Annotated in this window: 15 protein-coding genes, 1 rRNA gene, 2 pseudogenes and 1 riboswitch; of the genes and pseudogenes, 14 read left to right on the plus strand and 4 right to left on the minus strand. The window is 68.5% G+C overall.

What is annotated here, in order from left to right:
• From rrf to IH68_RS0144360, 11 genes are all read left to right on the plus strand, one after another.
• Window positions 1-99, plus strand: a 5S ribosomal RNA gene (gene rrf / locus IH68_RS52155); the annotation flags it as partial.
• 108 nt (window positions 100-207) lie between these two features.
• Window positions 208-816, plus strand: a complete 609-nt coding sequence (locus tag IH68_RS0144315) for a CDP-alcohol phosphatidyltransferase family protein (RefSeq protein WP_030948155.1) — start codon at window positions 208-210, stop codon at window positions 814-816.
• Window positions 817-933: 117 nt separating this feature from the next.
• Window positions 934-3,429, plus strand: a complete 2,496-nt coding sequence (locus tag IH68_RS0144320) for a mannose-1-phosphate guanyltransferase (RefSeq protein ID WP_030948157.1) — start codon at window positions 934-936, stop codon at window positions 3,427-3,429.
• 107 nt (window positions 3,430-3,536) lie between these two features.
• On the plus strand, window positions 3,537-4,442 hold the full coding sequence (locus IH68_RS0144325; RefSeq protein WP_199931995.1) for a DUF881 domain-containing protein: 906 nt from the start codon (window positions 3,537-3,539) through the stop codon (window positions 4,440-4,442).
• On the plus strand, window positions 4,439-4,771 hold the full coding sequence (locus IH68_RS0144330) for a small basic family protein (RefSeq protein WP_003988855.1): 333 nt from the start codon (window positions 4,439-4,441) through the stop codon (window positions 4,769-4,771). The genes IH68_RS0144325 and IH68_RS0144330 overlap by 4 nt, the downstream gene beginning before the upstream one ends.
• Window positions 4,772-4,776: 5 nt before the next feature.
• Window positions 4,777-5,628, plus strand: coding sequence for a DUF881 domain-containing protein (locus IH68_RS0144335; protein WP_030948163.1), 852 nt, complete (start codon window positions 4,777-4,779; stop codon window positions 5,626-5,628).
• 61 nt (window positions 5,629-5,689) lie between these two features.
• Entirely contained in the window at window positions 5,690-6,595 is a 906-nt protein-coding gene (locus tag IH68_RS54450; protein ID WP_078912890.1) for an FHA domain-containing protein, read from the plus strand.
• A gap of 44 nt (window positions 6,596-6,639) precedes the next feature.
• Window positions 6,640-7,377 carry a MerR family transcriptional regulator gene (locus IH68_RS0144345; protein WP_030948170.1) on the plus strand — a complete coding sequence of 246 codons (738 nt, stop codon included), beginning with the start codon at window positions 6,640-6,642 and terminating at the stop codon, window positions 7,375-7,377.
• Window positions 7,378-7,462: 85 nt separating this feature from the next.
• Entirely contained in the window at window positions 7,463-7,936 is a 474-nt protein-coding gene (locus IH68_RS0144350) for a bifunctional nuclease family protein (RefSeq protein WP_004002801.1), read from the plus strand.
• Window positions 7,937-8,196: 260 nt separating this feature from the next.
• Window positions 8,197-8,841: a MerR family transcriptional regulator gene (locus IH68_RS0144355; RefSeq protein WP_078912891.1), complete on the plus strand. Its 645-nt coding sequence runs from the start codon at window positions 8,197-8,199 to the stop codon at window positions 8,839-8,841.
• 79 nt (window positions 8,842-8,920) lie between these two features.
• Window positions 8,921-10,285: a DNA polymerase IV gene (locus tag IH68_RS0144360; protein ID WP_030948173.1), complete on the plus strand. Its 1,365-nt coding sequence runs from the start codon at window positions 8,921-8,923 to the stop codon at window positions 10,283-10,285.
• A 51-nt stretch (window positions 10,286-10,336) separates the two neighbouring features.
• On the opposite strand, the gene IH68_RS0144365 is transcribed toward IH68_RS0144360, so the two are convergent.
• On the minus strand, window positions 10,337-10,714 hold the full coding sequence (locus IH68_RS0144365; RefSeq protein WP_030948175.1) for a PRC-barrel domain-containing protein: 378 nt from the start codon (window positions 10,712-10,714) through the stop codon (window positions 10,337-10,339).
• 113 nt (window positions 10,715-10,827) lie between these two features.
• A riboswitch (glycine riboswitch) is annotated at window positions 10,828-10,923 on the plus strand.
• A 176-nt stretch (window positions 10,924-11,099) separates the two neighbouring features.
• On the opposite strand from IH68_RS0144365, the gene gcvP reads away from it, so the two are divergent.
• Window positions 11,100-13,985 carry an aminomethyl-transferring glycine dehydrogenase gene (gene gcvP, locus IH68_RS0144370; protein ID WP_030948178.1) on the plus strand — a complete coding sequence of 962 codons (2,886 nt, stop codon included), beginning with the start codon at window positions 11,100-11,102 and terminating at the stop codon, window positions 13,983-13,985.
• 47 nt (window positions 13,986-14,032) lie between these two features.
• On the opposite strand, the gene IH68_RS0144375 is transcribed toward gcvP, so the two are convergent.
• Entirely contained in the window at window positions 14,033-14,452 is a 420-nt protein-coding gene (locus tag IH68_RS0144375) for a TOBE domain-containing protein (protein ID WP_030948181.1), read from the minus strand.
• A gap of 145 nt (window positions 14,453-14,597) precedes the next feature.
• Here IH68_RS0144375 and IH68_RS58760 point away from each other — a divergent pair.
• Window positions 14,598-14,716, plus strand: a pseudogene (locus tag IH68_RS58760) (ABC transporter ATP-binding protein); the annotation flags it as partial.
• Here the strand turns inward: IH68_RS58760 and IH68_RS59595 are convergent.
• Window positions 14,711-15,183, minus strand: a pseudogene (locus IH68_RS59595) (ATP-binding cassette domain-containing protein); the annotation flags it as partial. The pseudogenes IH68_RS58760 and IH68_RS59595 overlap by 6 nt on opposite strands.
• A 178-nt stretch (window positions 15,184-15,361) precedes the next feature.
• Window positions 15,362-15,757: a TOBE domain-containing protein gene (locus IH68_RS0144385; RefSeq protein ID WP_030948183.1), complete on the minus strand. Its 396-nt coding sequence runs from the start codon at window positions 15,755-15,757 to the stop codon at window positions 15,362-15,364.
• Between the two features lie 105 nt (window positions 15,758-15,862).
• On the opposite strand from IH68_RS0144385, the gene IH68_RS0144390 reads away from it, so the two are divergent.
• Window positions 15,863-16,462 (plus strand): DUF1707 SHOCT-like domain-containing protein, encoded by a 600-nt coding sequence (locus tag IH68_RS0144390; RefSeq protein WP_030948186.1) that lies wholly within the window; start codon window positions 15,863-15,865, stop codon window positions 16,460-16,462.
• Window positions 16,463-16,562: the final 100 nt, after the last annotated feature.

A 16,562-nucleotide genomic window follows, 5' to 3' on the forward strand; every position in this document is an offset into this window, starting at 1 on the left:
AGGGAAACGCCCGGTTACATTCCGAACCCGGAAGCTAAGCCTTACAGCGCCGATGGTACTGCAGGGGGGACCCTGTGGGAGAGTAGGACGCCGCCGAACTCCTTTTAGAGCTCTGACTCTTGGGCAACAGCCCAAGAGTCAGAGCTTTTTTGCGTTGAGGTAAGGTCAGGGAGCATCGTTGGCACGTTTCCCACAGGAGGCCCCCGGGTGGAGGTCCAGGAGACCCGCGTCCAGACGGACCGGGTCCTCACCATCCCCAACATCCTCAGCATGGCGCGTCTCGTCGGCGTGCCGGTCTTTCTGTGGCTGATCCTCAGGCCTGAGTTCGGAGGCCCGAAGAGTGACACGTGGGCGCTGCTGGTGCTCGCTCTGAGTGGCGTCAGCGACTATCTGGACGGCAAGCTCGCGCGCCGTTGGAACCAGATCAGTAGTCTTGGCCGGCTGCTCGACCCCGCGGCCGACCGGCTCTACATTCTCTCGACGCTGGTCGGCCTCACCTGGCGCGAGATTCTGCCAATCTGGTTGACCGCTGTACTTCTGGCGCGCGAGCTCGTACTGCTGGTGATGGTGGGCATCCTCCGGAGGCACGGCTATCCGCCGCCGCAGGTGAACTTCCTGGGGAAGGCGGCCACCTTCAACTTGATGTACGCCTTCCCCTTGCTCCTGCTCAGTGACGGAACTGGATGGATCTCGTCACTCGCTGCTATTTTCGGATGGGCGTTCGCCGGATGGGGTACAACGCTCTACTGGTGGGCAGGAGTCCTCTACGTAGTACAAGTCCGCCGCCTCGTCCGTGCGGACGCCATGGCCGATTGACCTCGCCGATTGCGCCGCGGCCGTAGCGGCCGGATGGCCCTCGGCGGAAAAGTGCGGGACAATCTGGGCGGGTGAAGTCGGCTAGACCGTCGTCTCTTTGAGGAGGACGCTTCCGACATGAAGGCCGTCGTGATGGCCGGAGGTGAAGGCACACGCCTTCGCCCCATGACCTCAAGCATGCCCAAGCCGCTCCTGCCCGTGGTCAACCGCCCGATCATGGAGCACGTGCTACGGCTGCTCAAAAGGCATGGGCTGAACGAGACCGTCGTAACTGTCCAGTTCCTGGCCTCATTGGTCAAGAACTACTTCGGTGACGGCGAAGAGCTCGGAATGGAGCTCTCCTATGCCAATGAGGAGAAGCCACTCGGTACCGCAGGGAGCGTCAAGAACGCCGAAGAGGCGTTGAAGGACGATGCCTTCCTCGTCATCTCTGGTGATGCCCTGACCGACTTCGACCTCACCGAGCTGATCAATTTCCACAAGGAAAAGGGTGCGCTCGTCACTGTCTGTCTGACACGTGTGCCGAATCCGCTGGAGTTCGGTATCACGATCGTCGATGAAGAAGGAAAGGTCGAGCGCTTCCTCGAGAAGCCCACCTGGGGGCAGGTCTTCTCCGACACTGTCAACACGGGCATCTACGTGATGGAGCCCGAGGTCTTCGACTATGTCGAGCCGGATGTGCCCGTGGACTGGTCCGGGGACGTCTTTCCTCAGCTGATGAAGGAAGGCAAGCCGATCTACGGCTATGTCGCGGAGGGGTACTGGGAGGACGTCGGTACGCACGAGAGTTACGTGAAGGCGCAGGCCGATGTCCTGGAGGGCAGGGTCGACGTCGAGATCGACGGCTTCGAGATGTCCCCGGGCGTGTGGGTGGCCGAAGGTGCCGAGGTGCATCCCGACGCCGTGCTGCGCGGCCCGCTCTACATCGGCGACTACGCCAAGGTCGAAGCCGGTGCGGAAATTCGTGAACACACAGTCGTGGGCTCGAACGTCGTTGTGAAGAGCGGTGCGTTTCTGCACAAGGCCGTTGTGCACGACAACGTGTACGTGGGGCAGCACAGCAATCTGCGTGGATGCGTCGTCGGAAAGAACACCGACATCATGCGTGCCGCGCGGATCGAGGACGGTGCGGTCATCGGCGATGAGTGTCTCATCGGTGAAGAATCGATCGTTCAGGGCAATGTGCGGGTCTACCCGTTCAAGACCATCGAGGCCGGCGCCTTCGTCAACACCTCGGTCATCTGGGAGTCCAGGGGCCAGGCGCATCTCTTCGGCGCGCGTGGGGTGTCCGGCATCCTGAACGTGGAGATCACGCCCGAGCTTGCCGTGCGCCTGGCCGGCGCCTATGCCACGACTCTGAAGAAGGGCTCCACTGTCACCACCGCCCGCGACCACTCCCGGGGCGCCCGTGCGCTGAAGCGGGCGGTCATCTCCGCCCTGCAGGCCAGCGCCATCGACGTACGGGACCTGGAGAACGTACCGCTGCCCGTTGCCCGGCAGCAGACGGCACGGGGCAGCGCCGGCGGGATCATGATCCGGACCACGCCCGGGGTGCCGGACTCCGTGGACATCATGTTCTTCGACGGGAACGGCGCCGATCTGTCGCAGGGAAGCCAGCGAAAGCTGGACCGCGTGTTCGCACGACAGGAGTACCGGCGTGCGTTCCCCGGGGAGATCGGCGACCTGCACTTTCCTGCCAGCGTCTTCGATTCGTACACCGGCTCGTTGTTGCGCAATGTCGACACGACCGGGATCACCGACTCCGGGTTGAAGGTCGTCGTCGACGCGTCGAACGGCAGTGCCGGTCTGGTCCTGCCCAGCCTGTTGGGCAAGCTCGGTGTGGACTCGCTGACCATCAATCCCGGGCTCGACGAGTCGCGCCCCACGGAGTCCGCCGATGTGCGGCGCTCGGGGCTGGTGCGGCTCGGTGAGATCGTGGCGTCGTCGCGGGCCGCCTTCGGAGTGCGGTTCGACCCGGTTGGCGAGCGCTTGTCGCTGGTCGACGAGAAGGGGCGGATCGTCGAGGACGACCGCGCGCTACTGGTCATGCTGGATCTGGTGGCCGCGGAGCGGCGCAGTGGGCGGGTGGCGCTGCCGGTGACCACGACGAGGATCGCCGAACAGGTCGCGGCGTACCACGGGACGCAGGTGGAGTGGACGACGACTTCGCCCGACGACCTGACTAGGGTCGGGGGCGACGACTCGACCATCTTCGGCGGTGACGGCAAGGGCGGCTTCATCGTCCCCGAGTTCAGCAGTGTCTTCGACGGTACGGCGGCCTTCGTACGGCTGATCGGACTGGTGGCGCGGACACAGCTCACGCTCAGCCAGATCGATGCCCGGATTCCGCGGGCACACGTCCTCAAGCGGGATCTTGCGACTCCCTGGGCCGTCAAGGGACTCGTGATGCGGCGAGTGGTCGAGGCGGCAGGAGACCGCTTCGTGGACACCACGGACGGCGTGCGGGTGGTGGAGACCGACGGGCGCTGGGTGATGGTGCTGCCCGACCCGGCTGAGGCGGTCACCCACCTGTGGGCGGAGGGGCCGGACGACGCCTCCGCCCAGGCCCTGCTCGACGAGTGGTCGGCGGTCGTGGACAGCGCCGGCCGCTGAAAGACGCAGCACGCGCGCGTGTCGGACAGGTGTCCCCAAGGGGGCCCGTCCGGCACGCCGGTGGGGCCATTCGGAGGTAGTGGTCGCGACATGCGACGATGTGCGGCATGCCGCAGCAGCCCCCCGTTCGGAGCACACCCACGCGACCCTCGCGTCCGGATGCTTCCATGTCGCTGCTCACCAACGTCATGGATCACAGCCTGGACGACGGTTACGCCGAGGCGGCCGCCAGGAAGGAGGCCGCGGGTGACGGTGGTCTCCCGAAGACCCTTCAGGCCAGGCTCGGCCTGGCCGCCGGGCTGGTGCTCGCGGCTCTCGTCGTGACCGTCGGAGCGGCACAGGCTCGAGTGGCGGCTCCTGTCGTCGCCAAGGAGCGCGAGGAACTGATCAACCGCATCGACCGGGAGACCACGGCGGCGGACAAACTGGAGGGCTCCGTCGACAAGCTGCGCGACGATGTGAGCGCGCGCCAGCGGGAGGCCCTCGAGAAGAGCGGCAGTGGAGATCAGTCGGAGCTGGTGGGGATTTTGTCGGGTGCCGTCGCAGTACACGGCCCGGGCGTGAAACTGGTCGTGAACGACGCCAAGGAAGCCACCAGCGGCGGCAACGGCAATCCGCGCGAGACCTCGGACTTCTCCGACACCGGTCGAGTGCGGGACCGCGACATGCAGCGTGTGGTCAATGGGCTGTGGGCGTCGGGGGCCGAGGCCGTTTCGATCAATGGCCAGCGGTTGACGGCGCTTTCGGCGATCAGGGCCGCGGGGGACGCGATACTGGTCGACAACAAGCCGCTGGTTCCTCCCTATACGGTGCTGGCCGTGGGGAACGGCAAGCAGTTGAGCAGCAGGTTCCAGGACAGCGCCGACGGGCTCTATCTGCACGCCCTGCAGGAGACCTACGGCATCCGGGCCAGCATCTCCGTGGAGGGCGACCTCCGGCTGCCTGCCGCACCGAGTGTGATCGTACGTACAGCACAGCCGAAGACCGAGAAGACTGAGAAGGGCACATCGTGATCGCCGTACTGGGCCTCGTCGTGGGAGTCGTGGCCGGCCTGTTGGTCCGGCCTGAGGTTCCGGCGGTCGTCGAGCCTTACCTGCCGATCGCCGTCGTCGCGGCGCTCGACGCCGTCTTCGGTGGTCTGCGGGCCATGCTCGACGGGATCTTCGACGACAAGGTCTTCGTGGTGTCGTTCCTGTCCAACGTGGTCGTGGCCGCGTTGATCGTGTTCCTGGGCGACAAGTTGGGTGTGGGCGCCCAGCTGTCCACCGGTGTCGTCGTGGTCCTCGGGATCCGCATCTTCTCCAACGCCGCGGCGATCCGCCGGCACGTGTTCCGGGCGTGAGGCCGATGAGCGACAACGAAGAGACGCCGGAGAACAGGCTGCGCAAGGAACTTCCGGAGGAGGTTCCCGCGACGGAGCCCGACGTGACGGCAGCTCCCGACGTGACGGCAGCTCCCGAGGAGAAGCAGCCCTCTCTCACGGGGCGGCAGCGGCTGGTGAAGGGCCTCTGGCCGCCGCGCATCACCCGCGCCCAACTCATCGTCGCCGTCCTGCTGTTCGGCCTCGGCTTCGGCCTGGCCGTCCAGGTGGCTTCCAACAGCAACAGCGACAGCGCTCTGCGCGGCGCGCGTCAGGAAGATCTCGTTCGCATCCTGGATGAACTCGACGACCGTACACAGCGTCTTGAGGACGAGAAGCAGGGACTGGAGAAGCAGCGCGACGAGCTGGAGAACAGCTCCAACCAGGCCGAGGAGGCCCGCAAGCAGACCGTCGAGAAGGAGAAGCAACTCGGCATTCTGGCGGGCACGGTGGCCGCGCAGGGGCCCGGCATCACGATGACCATCGAGGACACGAAGGGGACGGTCCAGGCGGACATGCTGCTCGATGCGATCCAGGAGCTGCGTGCGGCAGGAGCGGAGGCGATCCAGGTGAACGATGTGCGTGTCGTCGCCAACACCTACTTCACCGACTCCGGCAAGAGCGTGAGCGTCGACGGGAACAAGATCAACGCGCCCTTCCGTTTCAAGGTCATCGGCAAGCCGGCGGACCTCGAACCGGCGCTCAACATCCCGGGAGGCGTGGTGCAGACTCTTGAGAAGGAGCAGGCCACCGCTGCCGTCGAGCGGTCGAACAAGATCGTCGTGGACGCCTTGCGAGCGGCGAAGCGGCCTGACTACGCTCGGTCGCCCTCCCAGTGAACAGGCGGTGCATGGGGGACGTCCGGCGGGGGCATGAGGTTGCGGGGGGTCGGCGCACCGAATGGGTGGTGCGTGGTGGAAACTGTCTGGTGGATACGGACGTTGTGAGGATGTCCGGGTCGGCCGGTGTATGCAATCAGGGTTCGTCCTGCCCCACGGGCGGGTCTGTTTCGGTCAAGGGGAATCGCCCGTGAAGTTGTTTGCGAAGTTGTTCGGCAAGAGCGCGCGAGAGGGTAGCGACAACGCGACCGCTCGTCATCGCGCACAGCCCGACGCAGAGGGTCAGCGCCCGCTGTTCCGGGACCAGGTCCCTGGTCCGGGTGGTGACATTCCCGGAGGTCAGGGCGCGCCGTCTGTTGACCCTGCGCAGTCCGGCGGCATAGGTTTCGGGCAACCGTCAACCTCAAGTACGGGTGGAGGGTTTTCCCCTATGTCGGCCCTGGTGTGTACGAGGTGCGGTAACCGCAACGCGGAGAACAGCCGCTTCTGCTCCAACTGTGGCGCCCCGCTGCGGGCTGGCGGCGCGCCCGAGCGACCGTCCGAGACGACGTCCACGATCTCGATTTCCGGCCTCGAGGCCTATGACGCCGAGGTCACCGGTCAGACGCAGATGCCGGCGCTCTCTCCCGAGGCCCAGGCGGCCGTCGACGCGCTGCCACTGGGCTCCGCGCTCCTGGTCGTGCGCCGCGGGCCGAACTCGGGCAGCCGCTTTCTGCTGGACGGCGACCTGACCACGGCAGGGCGTCATCCGCAGAGCGACATCTTCCTGGACGACGTGACGGTCTCGCGCCGGCACGTGGAGTTCCGCCGTGGTGCGGACGGCTCGTTCACGGTGGCCGACGTGGGCAGTCTGAACGGCACGTACGTCAACCGCGAGCGGATCGACCAGGTCGCTCTGAACAACGGTGACGAGGTGCAGATCGGAAAGTACCGGCTGGTCTTCTACGCAAGCCAGCGGGGCTACTGACCCTTCCCCCAGACCCCGTCCGGGGGGACCCCAAGGGAATGTCCATGCTTCGAACACCGGGCGGCGGTGCCGGGCACGGCACCGCCGGCACGGACAGCGGTCTGATGAGCATTGGCACCGTGCTGAACGTGCTGCGCGACGAGTTCCCCGAAGTCACCATCTCCAAGATCCGTTTCCTGGAGTCGGAGGGGCTCATCGAGCCGCAGCGCACCCCGTCGGGGTATCGCAAGTTCAGCGCGGGCGACGTCGAGCGCCTCGGCCACGTGCTGAGGATGCAGCGGGACCACTATTTGCCCCTCAAGGTGATCCGCGAGCATCTGGACGCCATGGAGCGCGGTGAGGCCGTCCCACTGCCCGTCGTGGGACGCCAGCGGGACGGCGAGGCTCTCCTCGAGGCGTCGGAGGGGCCCACCGCGGCTCGGATCGGGCGGGCCGAGCTGCTCGCGGCCGCCGGGATCGGCGAGCAGGAACTCGAGGAGTGGGAGTCGTACGGCCTGGTCGCGCCGCTGCCGGACGGGGCATACGACGCGGAGACGGTGACGGTGGCGTCGCTCGTCGTTGAGCTCGGGCGGTTCGGGATCGAGCCGCGGCACCTGAGGGCCATGAAGGCCGCCGCCGACCGTGAGGCCGGGCTCGTGGACCAGGTGGTGGCCCCGCTGAAGCGCCACCGCAATCCGCAGACCAGGGCGCATGCCCAGGCGCGTACGAAGGAGCTGGCGGCGCTCACGGTGAAGCTGCACGCCGCCCTCGTGCAGACCGCGCTCGGTGTGCGGCTGCCCTGACTCCGGCGCGTCCGCGGCGGCCGGATCGGCCTCCCGTTCTCGGCTCGACTACCCAAACGTCCCGGGCAGGTCCTAGGGTTGCTGTGTGAACGAGCTCGATGTCGTAGGTGTCCGGGTCGAAATGCCCTCCAACCAACCGATCGTGCTCCTGCGTGAAGTGGGAGGCGACCGTTACCTCCCCATCTGGATCGGGCCCGGGGAGGCGACTGCCATTGCCTTCGCCCAGCAGGGCATGGCCCCCGCACGACCGCTGACCCACGACCTGTTCAAGGACGTGCTGGAGGCCGTCGGTCAGGAGCTGACCGAAGTACGCATCACGGATCTGCGTGAGGGCGTCTTCTATGCGGAGCTGGTCTTCGCCAGCGGGGTCGAAGTCAGTGCCCGTCCTTCCGACGCCATAGCGCTGGCCCTGCGCACCGGAACGCCGATCTACGGCAGCGACGGGGTGCTCGACGACGCAGGCATCGCGATTCCGGATGAGCAGGAGGACGAGGTGGAGAAGTTCCGCGAGTTCCTCGACCAGATCTCGCCGGAGGACTTCGGGACAAGCAGTCAGTGAGGCGTGGGCGGCCCGGCGGAGTCGGACTCCGCAGCGGGCCGGTTCGCGGCCCGTCACGGCTCGAATGCCGGCAAATGCCAACGGCGAGTGAGAGCGTCCTGCGGCCCCCTCCGAGCGCATTCGGCTAGCCTTTCCCCGCGGTGGGGTGCGGGAAACCACTCTTAGGGTGATTATCACTCGGCGTGCCGAGTGTGGCGATCGTTGACGCACCCCTGGTGACTGCCTACCGTCGAGATGGCAGGTCAAGGACGGAGGTCGGCGTGAGAAGCAGCGGCGACGGTACGGCTGGGGGTGCCCCCGAACGCAGTCCGGGGGAGAGCGGTCCGTACCCGCTTCACGGCAGCGCGGCCGATCACGCTCCGCAGCGACCGACGGCCGTGCCGAGCAGCGGAGGGGCGGCGTCCATGGCGTCCGAGCAGATCGGCTATCGCGGCCCGACGGCCTGCGCGGCCGCCGGCATCACCTACCGGCAACTGGACTACTGGGCCCGTACCGGGCTCGTCGAGCCGAGCGTGCGGCCCGCCTACGGGTCGGGCACGCAGCGGCTGTACAGCTTCCGGGACGTCGTGGTCCTCAAGATCGTCAAGCGGTTCCTGGACACCGGTGTCTCGCTGCAGAACATCCGTACCGCGGTGGTGCACCTGCGTGAGCAGGGCTTCCGGGACCTGGAGCGCATGACGCTGATGAGCGACGGTGCCACGGTCTACGAGTGCACCTCGCCCGACGAGGTCCACGCGCTGCTCCAGGGCGGCCAGGGGATCTTCGGGATCGCCGTCGGTGTGGTGTGGCGGGACGTCGACAGTGCGCTCTCGCAGCTGCACGGCGAGCGGATCGACACCGGCGAGACCCTGGTCGGGCACAACCCGGCGGACGAGCTGGCGCGACGGCGGAACCGGGCCGTCTGACCCCGTCCCCTGCGGCCTCTCAGAGCGCTTCGGCGATCTCAGGACGGCATTGTCAGTGGCGTAGGGCAGCATCGGAGATGTGAGAAACGCGCCCACGATCCTGCATCTCGACATGGATGCCTTCTACGCCTCGGCGGAGCAGGCATCCAAGCCGAGTCTGCGCGGGAAAGCCGTGATCGTGGGCGGGCTCGGGCCGCGCGGGGTGGTCGCCACCGCTTCGTACGAGGCGCGGGTCTTCGGGGTGCGGTCGGCGATGCCGATGGCGCAGGCGCGGCGGCTGGCACCGAACGCCGCGTATCTGGTGCCGCGCTTCGGGTTCTACCGGTCGATCAGCGAGCAGGTCATGGAGCTGCTGCACTCGCTGTCGCCGCTGGTGGAGCCGTTGAGCCTGGATGAGGCGTTCGTGGACCTGGAGGCCGGGGAGGCGGCCTGGGACGCCGCGTCGGCGCGGCTGGTGGGGGAGAAGCTGCGCGCCGACATACGGGCGGATACGGGGCTCACCGGGTCCGTGGGGCTTGCCGCCTGCAAGATGCTCGCGAAGATCGCCTCCGAGGAGGCCAAGCCGAACGGGCTGGTGCTGATCCAGCCCGGGACGGAGCGGGCCAAGCTCGGACCGATGTCGGTGCGGATGCTGCCAGGGGTGGGGCCGGCCACGGGGGACCATCTGCGGCGGGCCGGCATCACCACGGTCGATGAGATCGCCGAAGCCGGTGAGGACGAGCTCGTCCGGCTGCTGGGCAAGGCCCATGGGCACGCCTTGTACGCCATGGCGCTGGTGCACGACGACCGGCCTGTGGTGGCAGAGCGGGAGGCCAAGTCGGTGTCGGTGGAGGACACGTACGACGTGGACATTCACGACCGGGTGAGGGTGGGGCTGGAGGTGCAGCGGTTGGCCGACCGGTGTGTGCGGCGGTTGCGGGGGGCGGGTCTTTCGGGGCGGACCATCGTGCTGAAGGTGCGGCGCTACGACTTCTCGACGCTGACTCGTTCCGAGACGCTGCGCGGGCCCACGGACGATCCGGCGGTGGTGCGGGAGGCTGCCGCCCGGCTGCTGGATTCGGTGGACACGACGGGGGGTGTGCGGCTGCTGGGGGTCGGGGTGAGCGGGCTGGCCGACTACACGCAGGAAGATCTGTTCGCGCAGGCGGCGGGGGAAGGCGCGGAACATTCGGCGGACGAGGCGGACGAGGAGCCCGTGGACGAGCAGCAGGTGGTTGTCGAGCGGCGGTGGCCCGCGGGGCACGATGTGCGGCATGCCGAGTTCGGGCACGGGTGGGTGCAGGGAAGTGGGCTCGGGCGGGTGACCGTGCGGTTCGAGACACCGGATTCGGAGCCGGGGCGGGTGCGCACGTTTCGGACCGATGACCCTGAGCTGGAGCCGGCGGATCCGTTGCCGCTGGTGGCAGGGAGACCCGGGGCTCCCGTGCATGGGGTCGGCGCCTGACCCGGGACGGTGCCGGTCCGCGCGGGGGCCGGGCGCGGTGCGGCGGGTGGGCTAGGCGTCCGCGTCCTCCGTGCCCGCGAGCTTGCCGAAGTCGTGGTCCGGGAAGGAGGGGGGAGCGGCGATGTCGAGACCGTAGTGGTGGTAGAGCTGGAGTTCCTGTTCGGGGGAGAGGTGGCGGCCGACGCCGAAGTCGGGGGCGTCCTTGATGAGGGACCGGTCGAAGGGGACGTGGAGAGTGCCCTCGATCAGTTCGCTGGGCTCCAGGGGAACAAACGCGTCCCGGGAGAACAGGCCGGTTCGTATGGCCGCCCACTCCGGCACACCGGTCGCGTCGTCGAGGTAGACCTCGTCGATGGTGCCGAGCTTGGTGCCGTTGCGGTCGAACGCCTTGCGGCCGATCAGGTTGCGCGGATCGATGTCGGTCTGCACGGGCCCTCCACTTGGTCGCAACTCATTCGTAAGCACTACAAAAGAGCACATTGGAGATGGCGGCCACTCGAAGGATCGGTCGTTGTGCTCGCTGGTAGGCTGACAGCGGCTGCTGACCCCGTGCGGGAGAGTCCTCCAGACACCATCGGAGGCGCCGAAGGAGCAAATCCTCCCCGGAATCTCTCAGGCTCACGTACCGCGCGGACGAGGTCACTCTGGAAAGCAGGGCGGGTGTCAACGGCTTCCGCTCTCACCGACGGTGAAAGCCGGGCGCCCTCGGGATGTCCGGTGAAGCTCTCAGGTTGAGATGACAGAGGGGGAGGCCGTCCGGGTACCCGCGCCGTGGTGCCCCTCGAAGGTCGTGTCAGACCAGGAGGCCTCCGCAATGACCGCCCATCGCATTCCGCTCTCCGAGCTCGAACAGGGGATCCCGTTCGAGCAGCGCCATATCGGGCCCGATCACGAGGCACGGGCCAAGATGCTCGCGCAAGTCGGATACGGCTCGCTGGACGAGCTCACGGCCGCCGCGGTGCCGGATGTGATCAAGAACTCGGATGCGCTGGAGCTCCCGGGTGCGCGCACCGAGGCCGAGGTGCTGGCCGAGCTGCGGTCGCTCGCCGACCGGAACCAGGTGCTCGACTCCATGATCGGTCTCGGGTACTACGGGACCTTCACCCCGCCCGTCATCCTGCGCAATGTGATGGAGAATCCCGCCTGGTACACGGCCTACACGCCCTACCAGCCCGAGATCTCGCAGGGGCGGCTCGAGGCCCTGCTCAATTTCCAGACCATGGTCGCCGATCTGACCGGGCTGCCCACCTCCGGGGCCTCGCTGCTCGACGAGGGAACGGCCGCCGCCGAGGCCATGGCGCTGTCCCGGCGCATGGGCAGGAACAAGAAGGGCTTGTTCCTGATCGACGCGGACGTGCTGCCGCAGACGATCGCCGTGATCCAGACCCGTGCCGAGCCGACCGGTGTGGAGGTCGTGGTCGCCGACCTCAGCGACGGCATTCCGGCCGAGGTCGCCGGGCGTGAGATCAACGGCGTGCTCGTCCAGTACCCCGGCGCCTCCGGCGTCGTACGCGACATCAAGCCGCTCATCGACCAGGCGCACGAGCTCGGTGCGCTCGTCACCGTCGCCGCCGATCTGCTCGCGCTGACGCTGCTGAAGTCGCCCGGGGAGCTCGGCGCGGACATCGCGGTCGGGACCACCCAGCGCTTCGGTGTGCCGATGGGCTTCGGCGGGCCGCACGCGGGCTACATGGCGGTGCACGAGAAGTTCGCGCGCAGCCTGCCCGGACGGCTCGTGGGTGTGTCCGTGGATGCCGACGGGCACAAGGCCTACCGGCTCGCGCTGCAGACCCGTGAGCAGCACATCCGGCGGGAGAAGGCCACCAGCAACATCTGCACGGCCCAGGTGCTGCTCGCCGTCATGGCGGGGATGTACGCCGTGTACCACGGGCCGGAGGGGCTCAAGGCGATCGCGCGGCGCACCCACCGGTACGCCACGATCCTTGCCGCGGGGCTCGAGGCCGGTGGTGTCGAGGTCGTGCACGGCTCCTACTTCGACACGGTCACCGTGCGGGTGCCGGGCCGCGCCGCCGACGCGGTGGCCGCCGCGCGGGAGAACGGCGTCAACCTTCACCTCGTCGACGCCGACCATGTGTCGATCGCCTGTGACGAGACCACCGCGCGGGCCCAACTGGGCGCCGTGTGGACCGCGTTCGGGGTCGAGGGCGACATCGAGGCGCTGGACGCGGCGACCGAGGACTCCCTGCCCGCCGGTCTGCTGCGCACCGACGACTACCTGACCCACCCGGTCTTCCAGGAGCACCGCTCCGAGACTGCGATGCTGCGCTATCTGCGCAGGCTCGCCGATCGTGACTACGCGCTCGACCGGGGCATGATCCCGCTGGGCTCCTGCACCATGAAGCTCAACGCGACCACCGAGATGGAGCCGGTCACCTGGCCGGAGTTCGGGCAGCTGCACCCCTTCGCGCCCGCCGAGCAGGCGCAGGGCTATCTCACTCTCATCCGTGAGCTGGAGGAGCGGCTCGCCGAGGTCACCGGCTACGACAAGGTGTCCCTGCAGCCCAACGCCGGATCGCAGGGCGAGCTGGCCGGACTGCTCGCCGTACGCGGATATCACCGGGCCAACGGGGACGAGCAGCGGACCGTGTGTCTGATTCCGTCGTCCGCGCACGGTACGAACGCCGCCAGTGCCGTGATGGCCGGGATGAAGGTCGTCGTCGTGAAGACCGCCGAGGACGGCGAGATCGACGTCGAGGACCTGCGGGCGAAGATCGAGCAGTACCGCGAGGAGCTGGCGGTGCTGATGATCACGTACCCCTCCACGCACGGTGTGTTCGAGGAGCATGTCGCCGACATCTGCGCGCAGGTGCACGAGGCGGGCGGGCAGGTGTACGTCGACGGCGCCAACCTCAACGCCCTGGTGGGGCTGGCCAAGCCCGGGCATTTCGGCGGTGACGTCTCGCACCTCAACCTGCACAAGACGTTCTGCATCCCGCACGGCGGCGGCGGGCCGGGTGTCGGGCCGGTCGGTGTGCGGGCGCACCTGGCGCCGTATCTGCCGAACCACCCGATGCAGCCGGCCGCTGGACCGGCGACGGGGGTCGGGCCGATCTCTGCGGCTCCCTGGGGTTCCGCGGGCATCCTGCCGATCTCCTGGGCGTACGTCCGGCTCATGGGCGGCGAGGGGCTGAAGCGGGCCACGCAGGTGGCCGTGCTGAGCGCCAACTACATCGCCAAGCGGCTGGAGCCGCACTACCCCGTGCTCTACACCGGTCCGGGCGGGCTCGTCGCGCACGAGTGCATCATCGATCTGCGACCGCTGACCAAGGCGACCGGCGTGAGCGTCGACGACGTCGCCAAGCGGCTCATCGACTACGGCTTCCACGCGCCGACGATGTCCTTCCCGGTGGCCGGCACGCTGATGATCGAGCCGACCGAGTCCGAGGACCTGATCGAGCTGGACCGGTTCTGCGAGGCGATGATCGCCATCCGTGCGGAGATCGAGAGGGTCGGGGCGGGCGAGTGGCCGGCCGAGGACAACCCGCTCCGCGGCGCGCCGCACACCGCATCCGCGCTCGGTGGGGAGTGGGAGCACGCGTACTCGCGTGAGGAGGCCGTCTTCCCGGCCGGGGTGTCGGCCGCCGACAAGTACTGGCCGCCGGTGCGCCGGATCGACCAGGCCTTCGGTGACCGGAACCTGGTGTGCTCGTGCCCGCCGCTGGACGCGTACGACGACTGAGGCAGTGGTCGACGAGGAGGGCCCCGCTTCGGCGGGGCCCTTTCCCGTTACGCCGTCGCGAGTGAGATCTCCGTCGACTTGATCAGGGCTACGACGGGTGTGCCGCTGCTCAGGGCGAGGTCCGTGACGGCGTCCCTGGTGATCGCCGAGGTCAGTTCGCCGCCGTCCACGGCGACCTTCACGGAGGCCATCGCGCCGCCCGTGGTCACCTCGGTGACCGTGCCCGGCAGCTGGTTGCGGATGGACAGGCCCTCGACCGGGGCGGTGGCCAGGGAGACCTCCGTCGACTTCACCAGGGCGCGTACGGCGGTGCCCGCGGCCAGGCCGAGTTCCTCGACGGACTCGAGGGTGATCGCCGCGGTGATGTCCTGGCCGCCGGTGAGGCGGACCTTGACGGTGGCCATGACCTCGCCCGGGGTGATGGCGGTGACCGTCCCAGGGATCTGGTTGCGGATGCTCAGGCTCATGGGGCTCATGGGGAACGCCTCGCAGGGGGTGGGGGATTGAGGGCTTCGTGCCCGGGCCCACCGTAGACCCAGTGGGGTGTTATGACGGGTATGCGCGTTTCTGCGTCACCTTGGCACCCGCTCGGCGGGTACGCCGCGAACGCCGGGCCGTGTCGTCCTGGAGGGCACCCCCTCCAACATCGCCCGCCACCCCCCCGTACGGCCTATATCGCCCAGCCGGTCGGCCTCAACCGGGACAAGGGCCAGGCGGAAGGCCACACCGTCCTCGATGCCTACCAGGCGGTCGGCCGGCGCCATGGCGTCTAGTGGATGGTGTGTGACGAGGAGCGCGACTCCCTCGAACTAGGCCAGGTGGCGGCGGAGTCGGGCCCGTACGTCGAAGCGGGGGTTGGCCGCCGGGGCGCGGGCGAGGGCGACGCGCTGGGACTGGCCGCCGGAGAGGTGGCGGGGCTTGGCGACGGCGTGGTCGGCGAGGCCCACGCGGGTCAGCCACTCGGCGGCCGCGGTTGGGGATTCGGCCTTCGTGGCTCCCGGCAGCGGGGCCGAGACCACGTTGCCCAGAGCGGTGAGGTGAGGAAAGGGCAGGTGGTCCTGGAAGACGACGCCGAAGGGACGCGACTCGCGGGGTGTACGGGCCAACTCGGTGCCGTAGGTGGAGGGTGGCCGTCGGTGAGTGGAGTGAGGCCGGCGAGGGTGCGTAGGGCGGTTGTCCGGGAGGAGGCCTTGTCGCCGCCGGTGATGCCCGCGGCGAGGCTGTCTGTGCCGCGGAAGCTGAAGGTTGCCTTCGTGCCGCGGCAAAGACGGTCACGGTGCGGTCAGGGCCGGCAGCGCTGCGGATGCTGCACCGGCTGCCTGCAGGGCCTGCGGGTCCGATGCGCCGGAACGGCGCCGTGCGGGAGTCGTTCGGGGTCAGGTGCGGTCGATGTGCACGTTGGTCGACTTCACGCGTGCGGTGGCCTCCATGCCGACCTCGAGGCCGAGCTCCTCCACGGCCTCCCGGGTCAGCAGTGAGACCAGGCGGTGGGGGCCTGCCTGGATCTCGACCTGGGCCGCCACGTCGCCGAGTTTGATCGCGGTGACGATGCCGGGGAAGGCGTTGCGGACCGAGGTGTAGGGGGTCTCCTCCTCGGCGCTGCCCGCCTTGGCGAGTTCGACGGAGAAGGCGGCCAGGTCCCGGCCGTCGATCAGCCGTCGGCCGCCCTCGTCGCGATGGGTCGCGACCCGGCCGGCGTCCGCCCAGCGGCGTGCGGTGTCGGGGCTCACGCCGAGCAGTCGTGCTGCCTGGCCGATGGTGTAGCTCTGCATGCGGTCACGATAGGGCCGGGAACGAGCCCTGGCGGACGTGGGGTTGAGCGTTGGGTATAACGCGATATAGCGTTAGTCCGGTGTCGCGGATTCGGGGGTGTGGGTATGTCGGCTGAGCTTTCACGCAGTGGTGGGGTGCCGCTCGATCTGAGGGCCTCGCATGCGGACCGGGACCGGGTCGTGGAGGTGCTGCGCGTCGCGGCCGGGGACGGTCGGCTGACCGCGGAGGAGCTGGACGAGCGGGTGGAGGCGGCCTTGACCGCCCGCACGCTGGGCGAACTCGCCGTTCTCACGGTGGACCTGCCGGAATCGGCCTCGGAGGTCGCCGGCAAGGATGTCGACCGCATCGAGCAACGCGGCGCTTCCGCCCGGCGCGGTGACGGCTGGGTGGTGCCGCGGCGGCTGGAGATCGACTCGGAGTGGGGCGAGGTGACGCTCGACTTCACCGACGCGGTGATTGCGCACGACACCCTGCACATCGAAGTGGACCTGCGCGGAGGCGCACTGAAGCTGCTGACCCGGCCGGGCGTCGTGGTGGACACCGACTGCTTGGTGCTCAAGTACGGGGGCGTCAAGAACCGTTCGGCGGCCGGCCCGGGCGTGCCCGTGGAACTGCGCGTCGAGATTCACGGCCGTATGAACTTCGGTCAACTGGTGGTACGTCCGCAGCGGCGCGGTTTCCTCAGGAGAGCCCCGAAGCCCTGAGCACCGCCTGTGCGGTCTCGTCCTCGATGCGGTGGCCGAGAGTTCGTTGGAGCACGGCGACGAGGGCGTCCGTTCGTCGGTGTGCTCCGGGGGTGCGCCG

Source organism: Streptomyces sp. NRRL S-646, assembly GCF_000720765.1.
In the GTDB taxonomy this organism is placed as follows: Bacteria; Actinomycetota; Actinomycetes; order Streptomycetales; family Streptomycetaceae; genus Streptomyces.

What these genes read in the sequence shown, in the direction of transcription:
- IH68_RS0144320 (WP_030948157.1), top strand. Translation starts at nt 934, where the DNA reads ATGAAGGCCGTCGTGATGGCCGGAGGTGAAGGCACACGCCTTCGCCCC.
- IH68_RS0144325 (WP_199931995.1), top strand. Translation starts at nt 3,537, where the DNA reads ATGCCGCAGCAGCCCCCCGTTCGGAGCACACCCACGCGACCCTCGCGT.
- IH68_RS0144335 (WP_030948163.1), top strand. Translation starts at nt 4,777, where the DNA reads ATGAGCGACAACGAAGAGACGCCGGAGAACAGGCTGCGCAAGGAACTT.
- IH68_RS54450 (WP_078912890.1), top strand. Translation starts at nt 5,690, where the DNA reads ATGGGTGGTGCGTGGTGGAAACTGTCTGGTGGATACGGACGTTGTGAG.
- IH68_RS0144345 (WP_030948170.1), top strand. Translation starts at nt 6,640, where the DNA reads ATGCTTCGAACACCGGGCGGCGGTGCCGGGCACGGCACCGCCGGCACG.
- gcvP (WP_030948178.1), top strand. Translation starts at nt 11,100, where the DNA reads ATGACCGCCCATCGCATTCCGCTCTCCGAGCTCGAACAGGGGATCCCG.
- IH68_RS0144375 (WP_030948181.1), bottom strand. Translation starts at nt 14,452, where the DNA reads ATGAGCCTGAGCATCCGCAACCAGATCCCTGGGACGGTCACCGCCATC.
- IH68_RS0144385 (WP_030948183.1), bottom strand. Translation starts at nt 15,757, where the DNA reads ATGCAGAGCTACACCATCGGCCAGGCAGCACGACTGCTCGGCGTGAGC.
- IH68_RS0144390 (WP_030948186.1), top strand. Translation starts at nt 15,863, where the DNA reads ATGTCGGCTGAGCTTTCACGCAGTGGTGGGGTGCCGCTCGATCTGAGG.